The sequence below is a fragment of the Pseudomonas sp. CLCA07 genome (assembly GCF_053615335.1).
Window position 1 is genome coordinate 1,699,704 of the sequence record NZ_CM132131.1, and the last position, 21,378, is coordinate 1,721,081.

Sequence of the window (21,378 nt, forward strand, 5' to 3'; positions counted from 1 at the left end):
GCCACAAACCCCAACCGAACAACTATTCTTCATAAAGGTCAACCGAGGGAGAACAACAGGCCAGGAGGACTGTTCATCGTGCATATCGCGGACATCACCATGTTCTACGCCCCTGCCAGCGGTGGCGTGCGCACGTATCTGGATGCCAAACACCGTCGCCTGAGCACCAAGCCAGGCATTCGCCACAGCCTGTTGATTCCGGGCGCACATCTGAGTGAAACGGATGGCGTTTACACGGTTCCAGCCCCTGCCCTGCCCTTTGGCAAGGGTTATCGCTTCCCCCTCCGTCTCGCCCCTTGGCGAAATGTCCTGCAGGATTTACAGCCCGATCTGATCGAAGTAGGCGACCCTTATCTCACCGCATGGGCAGCACTGGATGCGCGACGCCAACTGGATGTGCCGGTCATCGGTTTTTATCACTCGGACTTGCCGCTGCTGGTCAGCAATCGGATGGGCCATTGGGTCACGCCGAACGTGGAGGCCTATGTCAGCAAGCTTTACGGCAACTTCGACCGGGTGCTGGCGCCGAGCCGGGTCATGGCCGACAAATTGAGCGGGCTGGGGGTGAAGAACGTGTTCGTCCAACCCTTGGGCGTTGACTTGCAAACCTTCAACCCCGATGCCCGAGACCCTGGCCTGCGAGCCGAGTTGGGCATTGATGAAAATACTCATCTGTTGATTTTCGCCGGACGCGGTTCCAAAGAAAAAAACCTGCCGGTACTACTCGATTGCATGGTGCGTCTGGGGCCCCGTTATCACCTGCTGCTGGTGGGGTCGTCGATGCCGGCCGCTGTGCCGGACAACGTCACAGTGGTTGATGGATTCTGCCTGACCGCACAAGTAGCGCGACTGATGGCCAGCGCCGATGCATTGCTGCATGCCGGCGACCAGGAAACGTTTGGGCTGGTGATACTCGAGGCCATGGCCTGCGGCATTCCGGTGGTGGCGGTGGCAGCCGGGGCCTTTCCGGAAATTGTTACCGCGCCCTGCGGCTTGCTGTGCCCGCCGAACAACTCGATGGCGATGGCCAACGCTGTGCGTGAGTTGTTCAGCCAGGACAGCGCGGCGTTGGGGAAAACGGCGCGCTGTCACGTGGAGCGGCAATACAGCTGGGACACGGTGGTCAACAGTCTGCTGGGGCACTATCACGCAGTACTCGGCAGCCAATGGCCGCTGACCGCCAATGGCTAATCCGATGAACCCTTCCTGCGTGTTACTGGTGTTGCACGACGTTGCGCCGCAAACCTGGGCCGATTATCAACCCTTCGTTGAAGCGGTCGACGCATGGGGCGACGTACCGATGACATGGTTGGTGGTCCCGGATTTCCACAAACACAACAGCCTTGACGCTCACCCGGAATTTCGACGAGCGCTCACCCACCGTATCGCCCGAGGTGACGAACTGGCATTGCACGGCTACTTTCATTGCGATGAAGGACCACCGCCCGGCAACCCGCGAGACTGGTTCATGCGCCGTATCTACACCCACGAAGGCGAGTTTTACCGCCTGTCGCAACACGCCGCGCTCGCCCGACTGCGTGCCGGAATCGAGGTCTTTGAGCGTTACAACTGGCCGCTGGAAGGTTTCGTCGCCCCGGCCTGGTTGATGAGCGAAGGCACGCGCCAGGCGTTGCGCCAATTGCCGCTGCGCTACACCAGCGACTCGCAGCATTTGTATCGACTGCCGGATTTCACGCCGATAGATGCGCCAGGGCTGGTCTGGAGCGCTCGCAGTGCCTGGCGGCGGGGCTTGTCGAAATTGCTCAGCGATCAACGCGAGCAGCATTGTCAGCACGCGCCGGTCATTCGCCTGGGCCTGCACCCGGTGGACATGCGCCATGCGTTCTCGCGCAACTACTGGTTGCAAACCCTCAAGCGCTTGCTCGACGAGGGCCGCGTGCCGATGACCAAGTCCCAATGGCTGGCTGTGCAACGCGACCCAGTCGGCCGCGCAGCATGAACCGGGGGATTGTGCTGTTCGTGGCCCTGTTGGCTGCAGTGCTGATCCCGCTGTTGCTGGGCGGTAACCAGACCTGGTCGCGACTGCAAAGCTTTCCATTGAACGGGCTGCTGATCATGTTCGGCATGATTCTGTTGTGCTGGGTGGTGAACACCCTGCGCTTGCGCCTGTTGCTGGGCGATCAGCGCGATAAGGTCAGCCCGGTCAAAAGCCTCGGCATGGTGATGGCCACCGAGTTCGCCTATTGCGCCACCCCCGGTGGCAGCGGCGGACCGCTGACGATCATGGCGTTGCTGGCGCGCAATGGCGTGCAACCGGCCAAGGGCAGCGCGGTATTCGCTATGGATCAACTGAGTGATCTGCTGTTTTTTCTCTGTGCACTGAGCGGGATTTTGATTTATGCACTGTTCCAGCACCTCAGCGAACGTATGGAATGGCTGCTGACTGTCAGCGTCATTTCGATGTTCGGCGGGTTGATTTGCTGCGTGTTGGTCGCCCGCTACCATCGGCTGCTGATTCGCCTGAGCGGCCAATTTCTGGTTCACCTGAATGTAAAAAGCACTACGCGCCTGCGCTGGGCACGAAAACTTCTGCACTTCCTCGCCGCGTTCACTGACACATTGAAGTTGCCTTTTCAGACATTGATCACGGTGTTTGCACTGACCTGCTTACATTGGGTCCTGCGCTACAGTGTGTTGTATCTGGCATTACGCGGCCTGGGGGCGGATTTACAATGGGCCTGGTGCTTTTTGATCCAGATGGTTTCGCTCAGTGCAGGGCAATTCAGTTTGCTACCGGGTGGTGCCGGGGCGGCGGAGTTGACGTCGGCGGCCTTGCTGGCGCCCATGGTGGGGAAGTCGACCGCTGCGGCGGCCATTCTGATCTGGCGGGCGGTGACTTATTACTTCTACCTGATAGCGGGTGGCCCCGTGTTTTTGCTGATGCTGGGACGGCCTCTGCTGAGGAAGTTGATGAAGTTCAAGCAGGCTTGATCGTGTCTTCACGGTCTTGCTGTAACTGCTCCCACAACTCGGCAGCACCGGGAAACTCAGTGCCGTCTTCGGGGCTCATGTCATCCGGGTCATAGCGGCTCAAACAGCCCTCGCCCACTGTTGCCGGTGCTTTAGAAGTAGCTTTGTCGAGTGGATCGGCCATGTTCAATATCCTCAGTGCAGAAACGGCGAAGGGCCTGAAGCGATTGAACGCCCAGGCCCTTCGAATTTCAACTGCATTGCGGTGTTATCAGAACACAACCGTCTTGTTGCCGTGCACCAACACCCGGTCCTCCAAGTGATAACGCAGACCGCGCGCCAACACCATCTTCTCGACATCACGGCCGAAACGCACCATGTCTTCAATACTGTCACTGTGGCTGACACGCACCACGTCCTGCTCAATGATCGGGCCGGCGTCCAGTTCTTCGGTCACGTAGTGGCAGGTTGCGCCGATCAACTTCACACCCCGCATGGAAGCCTGGTGATACGGCTTGGCGCCGACGAACGACGGCAGGAAGCTGTGGTGAATATTGATGACCTTGTGCGCATATTCGCTGCACAACGCTGGCGGCAGGATTTGCATGTAGCGGGCAAGTACGACCACTTCGGCATCGTGCTGTTTGACCAGACGCGAGACTTCGGCAAACGCCGGCTCTTTGTCCTGTGGATTGACCGGCACATGGTAGTAAGGAATGCCGTGCCACTCGACCATGCTGCGCAAGTCATCATGGTTGGAAATCACACAGGAGATTTCGCAATCCAGTTCATCGCTGTGCCAGCGGTGCAGCAAGTCGGCCAGGCAGTGAGACTCGCGGCTGGCCATTAACACCACGCGTTTCTTCTGCGCGGTATCGGTGATGCGCCAGTCCATCGAGAACTCTTTGGCAATCGGCGCAAAGGCTTCGCGAAAGGCTTCAATACCGAAAGGCAGCGAGTCGGCACGAATTTCGTGACGCATGAAGAACCAGCCACTGAGATTGTCCGAGTGATGGCTCGCTTCGGTGATCCAGCCGTTATGTGACGCCAGAAAGTTACTGACTTTAGCAACGATGCCGACGCGGTCCGGGCAAGCAATCACCAGCCGAAAAGTGCGCATGAGGGGGAAACTCCAGAACTTCGCAAAGGCCGCCATTCTAGCGATTGCGCAGCAAAACTACAGTATTGATGACGGCTTGCCCGGCGCGCCGGTCGTGGACCCGACTCTGATAGCACCCGTTCCCCGCGCGGTGGTGATCTTTTAGTCGATATCAAGAGTCCAATTGTGAATATCTGTGTTGTCTGCTCACACTATTTAATGACCTCTTCAATTTCCACCCTGTTCCTCACAAGTAATTTAATTAAAACGCCGGTTAAATGTTTACTTGATGAAACACCCTGACTATTATTGCCACACTGTTCCCTGCCATCCAGCCTCCAACATAAGGTAGTCTCCATGTCCTTGATCAACGAATACCGTGCCACCGAAGAAGCTATCAAAGAGCTGCAAGCCCGTTTGAAGAACCTGTCCCAAGACGACAAACTGCAAACCGAGCTGGAATTCGAAGGCAAACTGCGCACCCTGATGGGCGAATACTCCAAGTCCCTGCGTGACATCATCGCGCTGCTGGACCCAGAGTCCAAATCCAAAGCACCACGCGGCGGCGCAGTAAAAACTACTGGCACCAAGCGCGCCCGTAAAGTTAAACAATACAAAAACCCGCACAACGGCGAAGTCATCGAAACCAAAGGTGGCAACCACAAAACTCTGAAAGAGTGGAAAGCCAAGTGGGGCGGCGACGTGGTTGAAGGCTGGGCTACTCTGCTGGGCTAAGCCGCAGAGCTTGTCGCAGATGAATCCGTGACAAAAAAGAACGCCAGCGAATGCTGGCGTTTTTTTATGCCCGTGAGGGGGGCATGACTATTTTCGTTTTCAAAGATTCAAACGTTTTTGTAATGCCTCGACATAACATTGCCATTCATTCAGCACTGCACGCTGCAACGGTGTAGCAGTTTCGTTCAATTGGGCCGCGGCTTCTGAAAAAGTACTCAGCGTATGAGGTGCCCCCCACTCGGGTGCTGACAAACGTTTCTGACAGAATAATCGCCAGCGCTCTTGCTCCTCGGAATTCAACGTATCGGGGAAGTTGCGTGCGCGATATCGAAACAATAATTCAGGTAAACGTTCGTCATCGAAAGGCCATTGCTCTTGTGCTAACTGCGCAGGGTCCGCGGCTCTGACTTGCTCGCAAAGACGCCGATCCCGGTCACCGATAAAACCATCGTATAACTGTTGTTCGGGATCCTGGCTTGGCGTGAAATCTTCGTGGGTATAAATCGCCTGCACTTTATCTCGCCAAACTTGTTGTGCGTCGATTAGCCGCAGCGACCGCTCCTGATAAAGCGCCATGTCCAGCCCCAGGCGTTGCTGATCGTCGGGGCGAAGTACCGACAACGGTGCGACCACCGGGCACTTGTTGATGTGAATGAGTTTAAGCGGCACGGGCAGTTCGCCTTCGGCCAGATCATCGCGACGGGTGTACAGCCGCTGTCGCAAGGTCTCGGCATCCAGATCCAGCAAACCCTGGGGATCCAGGTGCAGGTCGCAGACAATCAATGCGTTCTTGTTACGCGGGTGCCAGGCCAGTGGCAGCACCACACCGACATAGCTGCGGGCCGCCGAAAAGCGCCCGGAAATATGCACCATCGGTTGCAACAGGCGAACCTGGTCCATCACTTTTTGTTTGCTGCGCAACTTGAATAGCCAGTCATACAACTTTGGCTGTTTTTCACGAATCAGACGGGCCAGCGCGATGGTGGCACGCACATCCGACAACGCTTCGTGGGCATTTCCGTGATCAATGCCGTTGGCGGCGGTCAGGCGTTCGAGTTTGAGCGTCACTTGGCCCTCGTCGTCTGTGGGCCAGACGAGCCCATCCGGACGCAAGGCATACGCCGCACGCACCACATCGATCAGGTCCCAGCGACTGTTACCTCCCTGCCACTCGCGTGCATACGGGTCGAAAAAGTTTCGATACAGGCTGTAACGGGTCATCTCGTCGTCGAAACGCAGCGTGTTGTAACCCGCACCGCACGTGCCAGGCGCCGCCAACTGCGCATGCACCCTGGTCATGAAGTCGGCTTCGCTCAAGCCCTGTTCGGCCAGGCGGCCGGGCGTAATGCCGGTGATCGCGCAAGCGGCCGGATGCGGCAGGATGTCGTCACTGGGCTGGCAGTAAAGATTGACCGGCTCGTCTATTTCATTGAGATCGAAGTCGGTGCGAATCCCCGCCACTTGCAGCGGACGGTCGCAGCGCGGATTGATACCAGTGGTTTCATAGTCGTACCAGAAGATCGAGGTCACGGGCTATTCCTGAGCTGAAGATCGGCGAAGTCTAGGCGTTCACATCCCGCCCCGGCCAGTAATCTTGTCATTCAATCACCTCTGACCACTCACCGTGCAATACATAGTTATGTCGTTTCCCCCCCGAGAGGCTGCTAGCATCGGACAGACATCGAATCCCGAACAGGCCACACAGGTTGCCCATGCTCGAGACCACAGCACTGCCAAGGAAAGCGACGCTGTACCCGCCACTGGACACGCGGTATCAAGTCGAAACGCCCGAAGGCATCGACTTGCCACTGCGTCCTGCCGGGTTGATGGTGCGTGCGCTGGCCTTCGCCATCGACCTCGGGTTGCGCGGGCTGATCCTCGGCCTGCTGTTTATCGTGCTGGCGTTTCTCGGAAAGCTTGGCGCCGGGCTGGGCTCGCTCCTGCTGTTCGGGGTGAGCTGGTGGTACATGGTGCTGTTCGAAGTGCTCAATCAGGGCCGCTCACCGGGCAAACAATGGATGGGTTTGCGCGTGGTGCAGGACGACGGCACGCCGGTCGGCTGGACCGCTTCGCTGCTGCGCAACCTGCTGAGATTTGTCGACATGCTGCCCTTCGGCTACTTCCTCGGCGCCATCAGCTGCCTGCAACATCCCACCTTCAAACGCCTCGGCGACCTCGCTGCCGGCACGCTGGTGATCTACCGCGAACAACCGCTCACCCGCCCGCAACTGCCCGAAGCCCAGCCTGTGCGCCCGACTTTTGCCCTGACGCTGCCCGAACAACGCGCCATCCTCGGTTTTGCCGAACGCCAGGGTGAACTCTCCGAAGCGCGCACCCTTGAGCTCGCCTCGATTCTTGCTCAACCGCTGCAGATCGACCCGCCGCGCGCTGTGGCAGAACTCAACGGCATTGCCCGCGGCTTGTTGGGTCCGGCATGAAGCAAAGTCTTTTCGAACAGCGCCACAAGGCCGAGTGGGAACAGTTTTCCCTGATGCTGGGTCAACTGGAGCACGGCAAGGACGCGTCCCGGACCGGCGGTTTCCCCAAGGACTATCGTCGCCTTTGCCAGCATTTGGCGCTGGCTCAGGAGCGCGGCTACAGCAGTTTTCTGATTGACTCATTGCAGCAGCTCGTGCTGCGCGGGCATCAACAGCTGTATCGCCATCGCAGCCAGCTGGGCGCCAACGTGGCGGGCTTCATCCTGGCCGGTTTTCCGCGATTGGTGCGCGAACAATGGCGCTTTGTGCTCGCCGCCGGCCTGATGTTTTTTGGCAGCCTGATCGGCTTCGCGCTGCTGGTGTACCTGTTCCCGGACCTGGTCTACAACCTGATTCCGGCCGAGCAGGTCGGCGAATTGCAGAGCATGTACGACCCGGTCGCCGGCCATTTGGGGCGCACAACGGAACGCGCCGCCAGTGAGAACTGGGTGATGTTCGGTTACTACATCATGCACAACATCGGCATCGCCTTTCAGACCTTCGCCAGTGGTTTGCTGCTGGGTCTGGGCAGCGCGTTTTTCCTGCTGTTCAACGGTTTAATGATCGGCGCAGTGGCCGGGCACCTGACGCACGTCGGCTACGGGCAAACGTTCTGGTCGTTCGTGATCGGTCACGGTGCTTTTGAACTGACGGCCATCGCCCTGGCCGGTGCCGCCGGCCTGCAACTGGGTTGGGCGCTGATTGCACCGGGATGCCTGCCGCGCGCCGAAGCATTGCGACTGGCGGCGGGCAAGAGTGTGTTGCTGACCTGCGGCGTCATGTTGTTCCTGTTGATTGCGGCGTTTATCGAAGCTTACTGGTCGTCGATGACCGCTGCGGCACCGATGACCAAATACCTGGTTGGCGCCGCGCTCTGGGCGTTTGTCGCAACGTATCTGCTGTTTGCCGGACGGGCTCGCCATGCGCCTGAGTGACGCCACGGTCGTGATCCGCCCGCGCAACACCTGGGAAGCCATGGACCTGGGCGTGCTGCTGAGCCAGCGCCATCGACGCCTGTTGATGACCAGTTGGGCCATCGTGACCTTGCCGGTCTTCGCCTTGCTCAGTGCGATGTTCTGGGATTCGCCGTCCCTGGCCGTGTTTATCTTCTGGTGGCTTAAACCGGCGTTTGAGCGCCTGCCGTTGTTCATCCTGTCCAAAAGCCTGTTCGGCGAAACACCGACATTGAAACAGGCGCTGCGCGAATGGCCACGCCTGCTCAAGCCGCAACTGCTGGCCAGCCTGACCTGGCGCCGCCTGAGCCTGAGCCGCAGTTTTGTGATGCCAGTGGTGCAACTTGAGGGCCTGAGTGGCGAGCCGCGCCAACAGCGATTGCAAGTACTGCTGCGGCGCAACGCCGGTGCGGCGCAATGGCTGACGATCATCGGCGTGCATCTGGAAAGCGCGCTATGGATTGGTTTGATGGTGTTGTTCTACCTGTTCCTGCCACAGCAGGTCGAACTCGACTGGAGCTGGCAGACCCTGATCACCGCCGTCGTGCAGGACTGGCGCTGGCTGGAACACCTGACCAATGTTTTTTACGTGCTGGTGCTGATTGTCTGGGAGCCGGTCTATGTCGCCTGCGGTTTCAGTCTTTACCTGAACCGGCGCACGGTGTTGGAGGCCTGGGATATTGAACTGGTGTTTCGCCGCTTACGCCAACGCCTCAATGCAACCGCCCTCACCCTATTGCTCGCGGCAATCCTGTTGGTGCCTGGTGGGCAGTACGTCTGGGCCACCGAGCCCGTCATCACTCCGGACAGTCCTCGTCTGCTCAAACAACCGCTGACCAGCCAGGCTTCAAAAGACAGCATCAAAGCTCTCCTCGACAAACCACCGTTCAAGAACAAGGAAACGGTCACCCGCTATCAGTTTGGCGAGGATAAACCTGAGGCCAAAACCCCGGATGACGGCAAAACCCCCGAATGGCTGAAGGTGTTGTTGGCGCTGCTCGACAGCCAGCGTTTCGGCTTCCTCGCCACCTTGATTGAACTGCTGCTGTGGAGCGCGATTATCGGCGGTATCGGCATATTGATCTGGCGTTACCGTGACTGGTTGCAGGCGTTCGTCAGCCGTCGACCCGCGTTGAAAAGTAAAGTCGCCCGGCCTTTACCGCAGCAGGCTTTCGGCCTGGACCTTAGCCGCGAAACCCTGCCCGCCGACATTGCCGCCAGTGCTGAAAGTCTCTGGCAAACCAACCCGCGCGCGGCCCTCGGCTTGCTCTATCGCGCCCTGCTAAGCCACTTGCTGCACGACCACCACTTGGCGCTGAAACCCGCCGACACCGAAGGCGAGGTTCTGCGGCGCGTCGAACAATTGCAGCAACCCGCGTTGCTGGCTTTTAGCAAAACCCTGACCGATCACTGGCAGAACATGGCCTACGGTCATCGCCTGCCACCTGCGCATCTGCAACAGGAACTGTGTGACGGGTGGCGAGCTTTGTTCGGTCCGGGAGCAGCCCATTGAACCGGAGATTGTGGCAGGTGACCGGCGTATTCATCGCCCTTTTGGTTGGCGCGCTGAGTATTTATCTATACCTGAAAGCCACGCCCTATCAGGCAGAAATCGATCACGGCCCATCGCCTGAAGCGCAGGCCAACCCGTACCTCGCCGCTGAACATTTTTTGCGCAAGCAGGGCCTGACCGTCAACCATGCCAATGGTCTTGACGTGCTGCCCAGCCTCGATCCCCATCAGCACAGCCTGTTGCTGCTCGGGGATCGCTACAACATGACCCCGCGTCAGATTGATCAGGTCTTGAACTGGACCCATGCCGGCGGGCGTATTTTATTTGTGGCCCAATCCCTTTGGGATGAAAAGACCGGCCAGAGCAACGACCTGCTGCTCGACCGGGTGCAATTGCACCAGTCGCTGAGCAAAGACCTCAAAGATCCGCCACCCGACATCCTCGACGACCACTACCCCAAATTGACCAAGCTGTATCTGGAAGATGAAGAAGCACCGGCCTACGCGAATTTCGACACCGCATTCCATCTCGACGATCCGAAAAACCTCGCGCAAGCCTGGGCCAACAGCGGCAAGGCCACGCACATGATGCAGCTCAATCACGGGCTCGGTTCGATCACCGTGGTCACCGATGCCGACCTGTGGAAAACCCCGGCCATCGACCAGTACGACAATGCCTGGCTGCTCTGGTATCTGACGGCGAACACGAGCGTGACGTTGCTGTTCAACACCGATCACGACAGCTTGCTGACCTTGCTTTGGCGTTATTTCCCACAGGCATTGGTGGCCTTGATTGCGCTGATCATCCTGGGATTCTGGCATGTCGGCGTGCGCCAGGGTCCGCTGCTGGAACCCGCATCGAAAGGCCGCCGCCAACTCCAGGAACACCTGCGCGCCAGTGCCGATTTCATGTTGCGCCGCAACGGCCAGCAGCACCTGCTGCAAGCCTTGCAACAAGACATCCTGCGCCGTGTGCGGCGCCGTCATCCCGGTTTTGAACAACTCGGCGTTACCGAGCAATGGCTGGTGCTCTCACGCCTGACCGGCCAACCCACACGCGCTATCAGCCAGGCCATGAGCCCGCGACCGAAGCAGCGGCTGTCCAGCGCTCACTTCAGCCGTCTGGTCGCCCACCTGCAAACCTTGAGGAACGCTTTATGAGTGAACAGATCGAGCCCGGCTCGGCAACTCACGCCGCCCAGCAACGCCAGCGCGCCAGTCAATTGGCCCAGGCCGTGCGCGGCGAATTGCAGAAAGCCGTGATCGGCCAGAACAGCGTGATCGACGATGTCCTCACCGCGTTGATCGCCGGGGGGCATGTGCTGCTCGAAGGAGTACCGGGGTTGGGCAAGACTTTGTTGGTGCGCGCCCTCGCCCGCTGCTTTGGCGGCGAATTCGCACGCATCCAGTTCACCCCGGACCTGATGCCCAGCGACGTCACCGGGCACGCGGTCTACGACCTGAACACCGAGCAGTTCAAACTGCGCAAAGGCCCACTGTTCACTAATCTGCTGCTGGCCGACGAGATCAACCGCGCCCCGGCGAAAACCCAGGCCGCGCTGCTCGAAGCCATGCAGGAACGCCAGGTCACCCTCGAAGGCCGTGCCTTGCCCATCGTGCAACCCTTCATGGTGCTCGCCACGCAAAACCCGATCGAACAGGAAGGTACCTACCCCCTGCCCGAAGCCGAGCTCGACCGGTTCATGCTCAAGGTGCGCATGGATTACCCCGACGCCGAGCAGGAGCTGAACATGGTCCGCCAGGTCAGCCGCTCGACCCGCGCCGACATGCTCGATGTGCAACCGATGCGCACGGTGTTGCAGGCCAAGGACGTGCTGGCTCTGCAGCGTATTGCCAGTGATTTGCCGATGGACGATCAGGTGCTCGATTACGCCGTGCGCCTAGCCCGCAGCACCCGCAGCTGGCCGGGTTTGACCCTCGGCGCCGGACCGCGCGCATCCATTGCTTTAGTACGCTGCGCGCGGGCACGAGCGCTGCTGCGCGGCGGTGAGTTCGTGATTCCGGACGACATTAAAGGTTGCGCATTGGCGGTGCTGCGCCATCGTGTACGCATTACACCGGAGCTGGATATCGAAGGGCTGGACGTCGATCAAGTACTCAAGCAACTGCTCGATCAAGTGCCGGCGCCGCGTTTGTGAAACCGTCACGCCTGCTGTTGAACTGGCTCGCGATCCTGCTGGCCATCGGCATTGTGCTGGGCACATTGCGGGCACTGGACATCGCCGTCCCATCAACCCTGCTGTCGATCAACTGGGGATTGCTACTGGCCCTGTTGTCGCTGGCCGTGCTCGACGCCATTCGCCTCAGACGCCAGCCCTCGCCGGGCCTGCGCCGACACATGCCCGGCAGTCTGGCATTGGGTCGGTGGAGTGAAGTACGGCTGGACGTTGAACATGCGTTCACTCAACCGCTGAACGTGCACCTTTTCGATCATGTGCCACCGGGACTGAGTTTCGAAAACCTCCCCTTGTCCGTCGAATTGCAACCCGGTCTACAGAGCCAGATTGGCTATCGGGTGCGTCCGCTCAAGCGTGGCCACTTCAGCTTCGAACACTGTGAAATCAGCTTGCCGAGTTCCTTGGGTTTATGGTCCGACAAACGCCTGCTGAACGTGGTCGACAGTACCCGCGTCTACCCCGACTTCGCCCGCATCTACGACGGCCAGCTGTTGGCGGTTGACAACTGGCTCAACCAACTCGGCGTGCGCCAGCGACAACGTCGCGGATTGGGTCTGGAGTTTCATCAACTGCGCGAATTTCGTGAAGGCGATAGCCTGCGCCAGATCGACTGGAAAGCCACCGCCCGCCAGCGCACGCCGATTGCCCGTGAGTATCAGGACGAGCGCGATCAACAGATCATTTTCATGCTCGACTGCGGTCGACGCATGCGCAGTCAGGATGACGAACTCGCGCATTTCGATCACGCACTCAATGCCAGCCTGTTGCTCAGCTACGTCGCCCTGCGCCAGGGTGATGCCGTGGGCCTGAGCACCTTCGCCAGCGACCGACCGCATTACCTCGCCCCGATCAAAGGCACGGGCCAGCTCAACGTGTTGCTCAACAGCGTCTACGACCTCCAGAGCACTCAACGCCCCGCCGATTACCAGGCTGCGGCCACTCAACTGCTGGCCCGACAGAAACGCCGGGCGCTAGTGGTGCTGGTGACCAACCTGCGGGATGAAGACGATGAAGAATTGCTGACTGCGGTTAAACGCTTGAGCAAGCTGCATAGGGTGTTGGTGGCGAGTTTGCGTGAAGACTTGCTCGACAATCTGCGGCACGCCCCGGTGCAGACCTTGCCAGAGGCGCTGGCCTATTGCGGGACGGTGGATTATTTGAATGACCGGGCGCAGCTCCATGAGCGGTTGAAGGCTCATGGAGTGCTGGTGGTGGATGCTCGACCCCAGGAGTTAGGGGCCGAGTTGGTGACGCGGTATTTGGGGTGGAAGAAGGCGGCAGCGCTATGAGCAATTACGTCCATCAATGGACCCCTAACGCTCCAGGAATACGATACCTGCACGTTGTTCAACGTTAACTGTACCGTCAGAGTTTAGTAACCGCATGAGTACTTCGTAATGCTGAAATCGATCCGATTGATAATGTCTACTCAAGACGCCTTGATCAGCCGATTTCACATAAACATCGAATACGCCATTGTTGAAAAAGGCGACGTCTACACCTACGACACCTTCTCCAGTGGTGTTATCAACCAGCCGACAGCTGAGGCGCGCCGTTTGCCCTACATAATATTGGCCATTGCCGATGAGTTGAACAAAGGCTAGCTGCCGATCCTCAACAGTAAACATTAGCAGTGCCGTATCCCATCCCGCCTTTCCACCTCGCACAGAGGCTCCCAAAACACTCGGCATGTTCGCTGAAAGCCTGAACATCACACTCGTTTTCCCTTCTTTGTTAGTTCTCGTTGGTGCAATCGTCACGCCCGGGAAGTCCCACATTACCTCTACATCCCACAAAGGTTCGCCAGTGATAGCTGAGACAACGATAGCGTCGGCCGAGACCTCATCTCCGGGAAATCCGGCAGGATCCGGACTGGACAGAGTCTGTATTTCCCGTGGCTCATTCAGGAAATACGACAACGCAACCGACTCCCTATCCCCCACCGTTGCCGTCAACTCAGCCTCTCCAGGAGTTTCGGGAACGAAGCGAACTCTCGCCACCCCGTAATAATCAGTCACAGTGGTCACGACTCCAAGATCAGGACTACGCCACGTCACCACCCATCCCACCATCGCCTTGCCACTGATGACCGACACGACGGTGACCTGCCCAAAAAATTCCTGCCCCCAATCCAGCGTCTGATCAACGCGGCTGTTCCCGGCGATTTTCACCACCTGCGCGCCTTCCCCCAAGGACATCGCATTCGCCGGCGACAGACTCGCCAGCCGTTCCGATGACAATCGCAACGCAAAACTTGCGTCCTTCAGATCGCCCGCCTTGAACGTGTACTGAAAGCCCACGTCGCAAAACATGCGTGGCACCCCCAGCGCTGCCGACAAAAACTGGATACCCAGTTCGCGAGGCCCGGTCCCGGTCATCCCGAGCGTCAAGGCACGATCAAACAACGGGCTGTTCTGGGGAGCCAACAGCTCAAACGTGTGCTCACCCTTGCGACGCGGGAAGTAGGTCTTTTCCCCCCAGGCGTGAGCCGATCCGCCGTCAAACCTGACCGACAGCCCCTCCCACGGATCGCTCGCCAGTGCCGTAACCCTCATCGCCCGTTTATCTTCAAAGCTGTCGAAAGCACTGACCACCAACGCCTGAACTTCATGTGCTCCATCGATTACCGGCGAAAAATCAATACCGGACCAACCTTCGTTATCGGTATACACCACCCTTGGCCCCTGCGGCGTCGTCCATGTCACGGGCACCTGATTCACTGCGTGCCGGGTGAAATGAGAGAACACCTGAACCCACTGCCACGCAGATTCCTGACCCACCACCGGATCCACCGGCGACTCGCGCCACGACTCGATCCTGATTTTGTTGTGCGCCAGCTGCATCGGCTTGGCGGTGGCAACGAAGTTCAATTGAGGCAGCTCCAGGGCCAGGGCAAAGTCGCCTGGTGTCTGACTGGCGGTGAAGTCCAGCGTCCAGGTCGCGCCCCCATCGCTCAGGTTTTGCCGCAGGTTCAGGGCGGGTTGAATTGTTGCTCCCAGCTGATCGGCCGGCGTCCCCGACCACGTCAGCGATGATTCCAGCCCCACCAGCGGGCTCAGCGCATTGGGCAACACGTTAAAACGGTGAATCGCACCCAGGCAGGGATAGAACGCCTGACCATCCAGCGCTGCCGGTATCTGATCCAGAATCAGGCTCACTTCTTCCGTCAGATCCGCAGACATCAAGCGCCCGGACAGTTCCCGAACGGTTGAAACGCTTTCAAGGTGTAGCTCCAGTTCAAACAGCCTGCTGAGGCTGACATTCGCATGTGAGTTCAGTTTCCATTCCACACCGGCTGCCAAGAGAGGCTTGGGCGCACCAAGATCGCTGGGCACCAGCCCGATATCCGGTGCTGTCCCTCGCCAGTGCAAACTGATGTTTTTGCCAACCCAAGGACTGCCGGCGACCGGAACAACCTTCAAGGTATGTGTCTGGCCACGCCGACACACCACGCCGAGCGTATTGCGCTCGACTTCCACGTCATCCAGCAGGATCTTGACTTCACTCTTCCAGGGGCTGGTCGCAATCGCCTTCACATTAAAAGGCTGTTCAATCGCAACGGCCTCGGCATGGGCCTTGATGCTGGCGGTGACAACCTGATCCCCGGCGACTGTCGGCGTATACAGCACACTGGCCCAGCCACCGGCACCGGATCGGGTCGCAATCGTGCCATCAGGGGTTATCCAGTCGACCCACGCGTTATTCACCGGATCACCGTCGCCACTGACCACCACATGCACTACCTGCACCCGCAACAGCACGCTTTCGTTTTCATCCACCACCGGAAACTTGTTGGCCTCGCGCACCTCGCCGACCTTGACCAGATTGCGCGCCAGCGACATGGTTTTTTTCGGTGAACAGCACAACAGCTTCGAGCAGGCCAGCTCCAGATAAAACCGACCGTCAAGACGATCCTCGCTCGTCAGGGTCCAGGCCATTTCGCGGCCGATGACCGGCACCGAATGCTCAAGCGCCGGGCTGACAACAACCCCCAGTTGCTCATGGGAATCGCCACTCCAGCGCAACATCAGTTTCGTGCCAAGCAACGGGCTGTCTGCGGGCAGTTTTATCGTCACGGGATAATCCGAGCCCCGATTGGGAAAGCCGGTTTTTTCCTCCCAACGCTTCTCATCGCCATCGACGACCGCCAATACGTCGTTCCACGGATCCGTCGCCAATACCCGAACGTCCAACGACTGACTGACCACCCCGGCGGCGTAATAAAGGCTATCGACAGAGGCCTGAATGACAACGTTACCCGCTGCCACCGGTTCAAAATCGAAGTAAGCCCAGCCTTGGTCATTCGTGACCCCAACGCCTTTCACCCCTTGGCCGGCAAGCGTCCAGGTCACCGTTCGCCCGCTGAGGGACTGGCCGGTGTAGTACGACGCCACTTGAACACCCAGCCGTACACCCTGCCCGTATTCGAGCACCGGGTAATACTTCGCCTCGAGCACGTCGCGGAACACCAACCGATGATGCCCCAACGACACATTCACCGGGTAAGGCTCAGCCGTGTACTGGTTAAGCAGGTTCATCGAGAACAGGTAGGGCTCTTCATCGCCGATCAACGGGCAATCAAGCTGCCATGGATCCTCCAGCGGATGATCCACGCCCCAGTCCGGCACTGCGACAACCGCGCCAAACGGATTGTCGTCACTGCTCAACGCTGCGTGGGTGTCCCGCCAGGCATTGTCTGGCGCGGGCAGGAATTTCAACCGGTGAGCCAGGATCGCGGAGGCCCCCAGGCACATGTACAGCATAGTGGCGGGTGACACCGGTTCTTCATCCAGCATCAGGCCTTGCATCACCGCTGGCTCCAGATGCAATTGAAGATTGATTCGGGTGATGCAGATGCCCGAGATGAAGTCACCGGGGGCATTGGCCGGGCTGGACACGTCGACGGTGAGCGTGTCCCCGGCATTGAATGGCAGCGCCAGTACAACTTCGTACTTGATCGGCTTGAACTCCAGCGGCTGACCATTCCTCAGCCGCGCCTGATCCTCCTCCACATCCCGAGATGCACCCGGCGGCAACGGGATTACCAAAGTCTCTTGCTGCCCATCAATACTGATCTTCAGCGTGCCCGCTTCGGTGTGCCGTGTCTCGCACCAGAAACTGAGGACATAGCGCGCTTGCTCAATGGGATCCTTTGGGACCCCGAACGACTGACGGACCGAAGACTTGTTTCCAGATTTCAGTAAAGGAATAAATTCGCCTTCATGGAATTCACTTGCTCTACTCAACCAGCTTGGATTTATCGGACCTTTCTTCCAATGGGAAAACCCCTGCTCGAAACCGCCATTGCGGATCAGACTTTCATTGGCCTGGATGATCGGTTCATTCATGACGGACGGCTCCTTCGACGGTTGGGTTTTGCTCCGGGTTTTCGGCTTGGGTCACCAGGTCTTCGACGGTTCGCGCGAAGGTCGGCTTGCCGGCCTTGGCCGTGAAACGGATCCGCAGAATGATGTCCGTCAACGACAGCAGCATGGCGTGCTGCGACGCTTTTGTCGGCCGTGGAAAGTTCAACATCCAGCGTGACACTGCCCCGGTACCTTCGAAGGAGTCGAGCATCCCTTCATCAGGTTTCCTGGTCGTCATGCCGTTATCGGCGATCCCCATCGACAAGACGATTTGTTGACCGCTGCGCAGGTTGACCTGTACGTCGGAGGGGCCTGTGGCACCGTCCGGGTTGTGCAAATACCTCACAGACTGACTCGATGCCTTGGTCGCGATCATGCTGCTGATCTGCAACAAGGTTGCTCGTACATTTTCGTAAGGGCCGGTCAGCACCGGCAGATCGACCTCGACCGAGCTGATTTGTCGGCAGTAATGCCCCGGATGATCGCGATCGAACAGCAGCTGGGTAAGTTTAAACTCCAGTGTCCCCCGGTCCTGCAACTGCTGCAGCGCAGACGTCCAATTGTCGATCCCCACTTGCGGTTCGACCTTGTCGTCAAACAATTGCCGCAAGGATACGGTTTTGACCAATTCCAGCCGACGCTCATGGCGTTGCAGGTATTCACGCTCCATGCGCAACAAATACCCGCGCAGGTGTTCGCCAGCGGTCAGGCCGTGACGGTTATCCAGCCAGACCTGGGGCAAGGGGAGATTCGCGTCGTAATCGCCGGTTTCCGCGTTCAACGAAGCCTGGGCGTTGAGGCACAAACTGACGACCGCATCGGACGCCTGATGATGCAGGGCCTTGTACTGGCCCAGCAACCAGCCAAACAGTTCGGCATTGGTCGCACGTTTCTTGATGAAGTTGTAAACCGTCAGCGCCTGGCTGTTGGCCGTGAGAGTCTGTTGCAGGCTGGCTTTGGCCGCCTCGACGGCATGCTTCTGGGCGCCGATCTGCTCATCGATCGCCCGGATCTCCGCTGTCGCTTGACTGCGCTGTAGCGCCCATTCGTTACGGCGCCGGCGGTATGCTTCGGTGGTGGCTTGTTTGTCCGCGTCCAGTTGTTTGACCGCCGAGGCGATGTCCAATACGAAGCACACGGCATTGATGGCTTCGTCGACACGAAACCCACCATTGGCCAAACCGAAAACATTAGGCAGTGCAGCCAGCACCGCGGCTGCTGGCCTCATGCTTGAGGACGCCAATGCCAGTTTTTTAGACTCCTGCAGACTTTCCATAACCTCGTATTCAACCGCTGACACATTTTCGTCGTAGAGTGCCGCATAGGCATCGGCCCGTTCCGCCGCCACTGCCCGGCTTTGCTCCAGCGCGACCACATTCGCCTTTAATTGGTCGATGGCGTATTCCTGCACGGTCTGGGCATAGGTGCCCAGTTTCACCAGATGGTCTTGCTGCATTTCTTCCTGCTCGATCCGATCCCGCTGCTCAAGCAAGCGCAGCACCTGGTTGCCGTATTCCTGCAGGGTTTGCACGGCACGCAACGCCGCCTCGAAAATCACGCGCCAACGGAAAGCACCGACCACCAGACGCCCGCCCATGGGTCTTGGCGCGCCAACGCCGCCAGCCGCCAAGTCTTGCAACAATTGATTGGGATCGGTGGGAGGGCTGAAAAGCAGGATCTCCATCGGCTTGCCGTCAAGGGTGAGGTTATTGCGCAGGTTATGCAGGCGTTGGCCGGGCAAGTCGTACAGCGCAAGCAACAGCTCATTGATCGGGCATTTGAAAGGCTCGTTTGCCAGCAACCCGAGCTCGGGCCGTTCGTCGGCAGCGGCAGGAAAGTCCGCAAGGCTGAATACGAGGGCTTGTTCAAATTGCTCAAGCGCCGGTCGCGACCGGCTCTTGGTCAAAAGGCCCTCCACCGTGTCGGTTTCCCAACGGTTCACTGTGCGCACCGTGGGGGCCTTACCCATGAAGAATTCGGCCTGGACGTAACACAACTTGGCGGCTACCAGGCTGTCACGGGTGAGCTGGCGGTAATACCAATCGCCCCAGGCCACAAGGTTCTTGACGTATTCAGTAAACACCAGGATCTGGAAATGGTAGGGCGCGGAATAGCCGATGGCGTCTGGATCGGTCGGTGCGCGGGTTTCGAAGCCCACATTGCCTACGACGACGTTCAATGGCCGGCAGCGCCAATACCGAGGTTTAGGATTCGGGCGCAGACGGTCTTGCGGATCGGCTGGCGCTTGCGGATCAAACAGATAATGCAGCCATTTTTGCGCCTCCAGAAAACGATCTTCAGTGCGCAGGCGCGTTGAGACCAGATGAGGCAAATGAAAAAACAGCTCCCAGAAAAACAAACCATTGGCACCATTGAATGCGCCGTTCGGCTCGCTGATCGTTGCAGAACCGGGCGGCGGTTCCGACAGAAACTGGGTGTCCCAATCCAGTACGGCATCCACGGAAATACTGGAGCGTTGCACCAGCTCGGGGCCGAACAGCGAATTCAGACGGGTGAATTTAAGTGCCCATTCTGGTTGGTTGAAAGCAATAAACTGCGCGGCATTGGAAGTGTTTTTGAGCAATGCCGCCGGGTTGAAGTCCGTTACGTTGACAATCCTCAATGCAAATTCTTTAACTCCATATCCACCCGTGGCACTGCCAAAAGTAAAGGTCGGGATCCCCCATTCACCTTTCCCCCGCTTGAAGACTTGCCATTCGGTGCCCCAGCCACCGGCAAATGGTTTGGAGGTTTTAATCGGGTCCGGGTCGCCTTCGGCTGGGTTTGTCAACGTCAATTCCAATTCAACGTCACCGATACGGGTATCACCCGTGGGCCTCAAAACTCCCTGGACAATCAGCACATCGTCGTTACCGACGCGAAACGCCACAGCCTGCACATCCAGGTAAGGCGTCAGGGTCCCCGACGTGGCCACAGTGGCAGCGATGGTCGGCTGGTTCAGCAACGGATGCTGCACCGTTTCGGCGGTGACAAAGCGTTTGTCGGCGGACTCCCCAAGCCAGCCGCCATCGTCTTCGGGCAAGGGACGGAAAAGCACATCGCGTACCGCTGTCTCATTCAGATCGGGCTTACTCCCGCCCCCTTTGCGGTTCGTCAACAACACCCCCAACTTGCCCTTGGGGTTGTGATGATCGGCCCACACGGTCGCAATCAGTCGAACGTTTTTGGGCTCGGTTTGATCATTTGTCCGCTCCTTACTGTGCATGCTCAACGGTGCCGACCACTGCCCGTTTTGACTCATGAACGCCAGATTGATGTCCAACCACGGCGGTATGCTTTTGCCATCCGCTCCCTCGACCTTGTCCCGCCACTCGGCCCACACCAGGCACAACCGCCCGCTCCAGAACACCGGGCGAATGTCCAACACCTTGGCTCCGGCCGGAATATCCACCGGCTGCCATTCATTCCACACCGCGGGGTTGAGGGCGACATCGGTTGGCAAGAGTTCCACCTCAGCCTTGCGCCAGAAATACTGGTAAGGCGGCACCCGCTGGCGACCGACAAAGTAATAATCGGCGCGTGCCGGCGAGGCACCGTCCATGTAGCTGCTGATCACATCCAGGTTGCAGGTCTGCTCGAACGTTTTCAGGTAGTCCTGCAGGGCTGCCTGTACCGAATCGCTGTTCAGGCGGGTCTGATTGAGGTTGTTTTCAAGGGTTTTGAACAGGCTAGTCTTGCGCTGTCGCACAAAGGAGTTCATGAAATTTTCCGGGTAGATCGCGATCAGTTGCCGCGCGGCCCAATCCGGGTAATTGCTGTAAAGCTCCCAAGTCGCCAAATCTCTCTTATCGAACTCGATCGTCGCGTAGCCCGGTTCCAGCTTGCGGTACGCGGCATGGATAAACTGCTGGGCGCAGCTCGTCGCTTCGGCCACCCAGGAACTCTGAACCGGATAGTTGTCCAGAGGATCCATGCGCAGCAGTTCGAACAGGTCTGCCGGGGTTTTCAGGAAGCTGTACTTGGGTGATTCTCCGCTCCCGAACGTCCCGATACAGAACTCGACCAGCGCATTACGGCGTTTTTCGAGCAGGCCAGCCATATTGTTCAGTGCCATAGTCCTTTCTCCTGAAGGTGTGAGCCGGGAAC

At 58.6% G+C, this 21,378-nt stretch carries 15 protein-coding genes; 10 read left to right on the top strand and 5 right to left on the bottom strand.

The window, feature by feature from the left end; genetic code table 11:
* Positions 1–69: 69 nt before the first annotated feature.
* The 3 genes from ACWGZX_RS07820 to ACWGZX_RS07830 are packed head-to-tail and all read left to right on the top strand — an operon-like array spanning position 70 to position 2,952.
* On the top strand, positions 70–1,191 hold the full coding sequence (locus tag ACWGZX_RS07820; RefSeq protein ID WP_452628980.1) for a glycosyltransferase family 4 protein: 1,122 nt from the start codon (positions 70–72) through the stop codon (positions 1,189–1,191).
* Positions 1,184–1,960, top strand: a complete 777-nt coding sequence (locus ACWGZX_RS07825; RefSeq protein ID WP_452627916.1) for a DUF2334 domain-containing protein — start codon at positions 1,184–1,186, stop codon at positions 1,958–1,960. Before ACWGZX_RS07820 ends, ACWGZX_RS07825 begins: the two co-directional genes overlap by 8 nt.
* Entirely contained in the window at positions 1,957–2,952 is a 996-nt protein-coding gene (locus ACWGZX_RS07830) for a lysylphosphatidylglycerol synthase transmembrane domain-containing protein (RefSeq protein WP_452627917.1), read from the top strand. Before ACWGZX_RS07825 ends, ACWGZX_RS07830 begins: the two co-directional genes overlap by 4 nt.
* Here the strand turns inward: ACWGZX_RS07830 and ACWGZX_RS07835 are convergent.
* A complete protein-coding gene (locus ACWGZX_RS07835) occupies positions 2,939–3,115 on the bottom strand; it encodes a hypothetical protein (protein ID WP_452627918.1) in 177 nt (58 codons plus the stop codon). The genes ACWGZX_RS07830 and ACWGZX_RS07835 overlap by 14 nt on opposite strands.
* Before the next feature lie 87 nt (positions 3,116–3,202).
* Positions 3,203–4,051 (bottom strand): formyltetrahydrofolate deformylase, encoded by an 849-nt coding sequence (purU, locus tag ACWGZX_RS07840; protein ID WP_007945871.1) that lies wholly within the window; start codon positions 4,049–4,051, stop codon positions 3,203–3,205.
* 336 nt (positions 4,052–4,387) lie between these two features.
* Between purU and mvaT the strand changes: the two genes are divergently transcribed.
* Positions 4,388–4,765 carry a histone-like nucleoid-structuring protein MvaT gene (gene mvaT / locus ACWGZX_RS07845; protein ID WP_007945872.1) on the top strand — a complete coding sequence of 126 codons (378 nt, stop codon included), beginning with the start codon at positions 4,388–4,390 and terminating at the stop codon, positions 4,763–4,765.
* A 99-nt stretch (positions 4,766–4,864) separates the two neighbouring features.
* Here the strand turns inward: mvaT and sbcB are convergent, their stop codons facing one another.
* Positions 4,865–6,295, bottom strand: coding sequence for an exodeoxyribonuclease I (sbcB, locus tag ACWGZX_RS07850; RefSeq protein ID WP_452627919.1), 1,431 nt, complete (start codon positions 6,293–6,295; stop codon positions 4,865–4,867).
* 182 nt (positions 6,296–6,477) lie between these two features.
* Between sbcB and ACWGZX_RS07855 the strand changes: the two genes are divergently transcribed.
* From ACWGZX_RS07855 to ACWGZX_RS07880, 6 genes are read left to right on the top strand one after another with little or no spacing between them, the layout of a single operon-like run.
* The gene (locus tag ACWGZX_RS07855; protein WP_223511815.1) at positions 6,478–7,203 is read left to right on the top strand and encodes an RDD family protein; all 726 of its coding nucleotides are present in this window, start codon (positions 6,478–6,480) and stop codon (positions 7,201–7,203) included.
* Entirely contained in the window at positions 7,200–8,177 is a 978-nt protein-coding gene (locus tag ACWGZX_RS07860) for a stage II sporulation protein M (protein ID WP_452627920.1), read from the top strand. Before ACWGZX_RS07855 ends, ACWGZX_RS07860 begins: the two co-directional genes overlap by 4 nt.
* Complete coding sequence (locus ACWGZX_RS07865) at positions 8,164–9,708, top strand: DUF4129 domain-containing protein (RefSeq protein ID WP_452627921.1); 1,545 nt, start codon at positions 8,164–8,166, stop codon at positions 9,706–9,708. Before ACWGZX_RS07860 ends, ACWGZX_RS07865 begins: the two co-directional genes overlap by 14 nt.
* The gene (locus tag ACWGZX_RS07870) at positions 9,705–10,868 is read left to right on the top strand and encodes a DUF4350 domain-containing protein (RefSeq protein ID WP_452627922.1); all 1,164 of its coding nucleotides are present in this window, start codon (positions 9,705–9,707) and stop codon (positions 10,866–10,868) included. The genes ACWGZX_RS07865 and ACWGZX_RS07870 overlap by 4 nt, the downstream gene beginning before the upstream one ends.
* Positions 10,865–11,866 (top strand): AAA family ATPase, encoded by a 1,002-nt coding sequence (locus ACWGZX_RS07875; RefSeq protein WP_452627923.1) that lies wholly within the window; start codon positions 10,865–10,867, stop codon positions 11,864–11,866. Before ACWGZX_RS07870 ends, ACWGZX_RS07875 begins: the two co-directional genes overlap by 4 nt.
* On the top strand, positions 11,863–13,194 hold the full coding sequence (locus ACWGZX_RS07880; protein ID WP_452627924.1) for a DUF58 domain-containing protein: 1,332 nt from the start codon (positions 11,863–11,865) through the stop codon (positions 13,192–13,194). Before ACWGZX_RS07875 ends, ACWGZX_RS07880 begins: the two co-directional genes overlap by 4 nt.
* Before the next feature lie 24 nt (positions 13,195–13,218).
* Here ACWGZX_RS07880 and ACWGZX_RS07885 read toward each other — a convergent pair whose 3' ends face one another.
* Together ACWGZX_RS07885 and ACWGZX_RS07890 are read right to left on the bottom strand one after the other, a co-directional pair.
* Positions 13,219–17,253, bottom strand: coding sequence for a hypothetical protein (locus ACWGZX_RS07885; protein ID WP_452627925.1), 4,035 nt, complete (start codon positions 17,251–17,253; stop codon positions 13,219–13,221).
* Positions 17,246–21,346: a Tc toxin subunit A-related protein gene (locus tag ACWGZX_RS07890; protein ID WP_452627926.1), complete on the bottom strand. Its 4,101-nt coding sequence runs from the start codon at positions 21,344–21,346 to the stop codon at positions 17,246–17,248. The genes ACWGZX_RS07885 and ACWGZX_RS07890 overlap by 8 nt, the downstream gene beginning before the upstream one ends.
* Between the last annotated feature and the right edge of the window lie 32 nt (positions 21,347–21,378).

Excerpts from the sequence above, each read along its gene's own strand:
- ACWGZX_RS07825 (WP_452627916.1), top strand. The coding sequence starts at position 1,184 with ATGGCTAATCCGATGAACCCTTCCTGCGTGTTACTGGTGTTGCACGAC.
- ACWGZX_RS07830 (WP_452627917.1), top strand. The coding sequence starts at position 1,957 with ATGAACCGGGGGATTGTGCTGTTCGTGGCCCTGTTGGCTGCAGTGCTG.
- ACWGZX_RS07835 (WP_452627918.1), bottom strand. The coding sequence starts at position 3,115 with ATGGCCGATCCACTCGACAAAGCTACTTCTAAAGCACCGGCAACAGTG.
- purU (WP_007945871.1), bottom strand. The coding sequence starts at position 4,051 with ATGCGCACTTTTCGGCTGGTGATTGCTTGCCCGGACCGCGTCGGCATC.
- mvaT (WP_007945872.1), top strand. The coding sequence starts at position 4,388 with ATGTCCTTGATCAACGAATACCGTGCCACCGAAGAAGCTATCAAAGAG.
- ACWGZX_RS07855 (WP_223511815.1), top strand. The coding sequence starts at position 6,478 with ATGCTCGAGACCACAGCACTGCCAAGGAAAGCGACGCTGTACCCGCCA.
- ACWGZX_RS07860 (WP_452627920.1), top strand. The coding sequence starts at position 7,200 with ATGAAGCAAAGTCTTTTCGAACAGCGCCACAAGGCCGAGTGGGAACAG.
- ACWGZX_RS07865 (WP_452627921.1), top strand. The coding sequence starts at position 8,164 with ATGCGCCTGAGTGACGCCACGGTCGTGATCCGCCCGCGCAACACCTGG.
- ACWGZX_RS07875 (WP_452627923.1), top strand. The coding sequence starts at position 10,865 with ATGAGTGAACAGATCGAGCCCGGCTCGGCAACTCACGCCGCCCAGCAA.
- ACWGZX_RS07885 (WP_452627925.1), bottom strand. The coding sequence starts at position 17,253 with ATGAATGAACCGATCATCCAGGCCAATGAAAGTCTGATCCGCAATGGC.
- ACWGZX_RS07890 (WP_452627926.1), bottom strand. The coding sequence starts at position 21,346 with ATGGCACTGAACAATATGGCTGGCCTGCTCGAAAAACGCCGTAATGCG.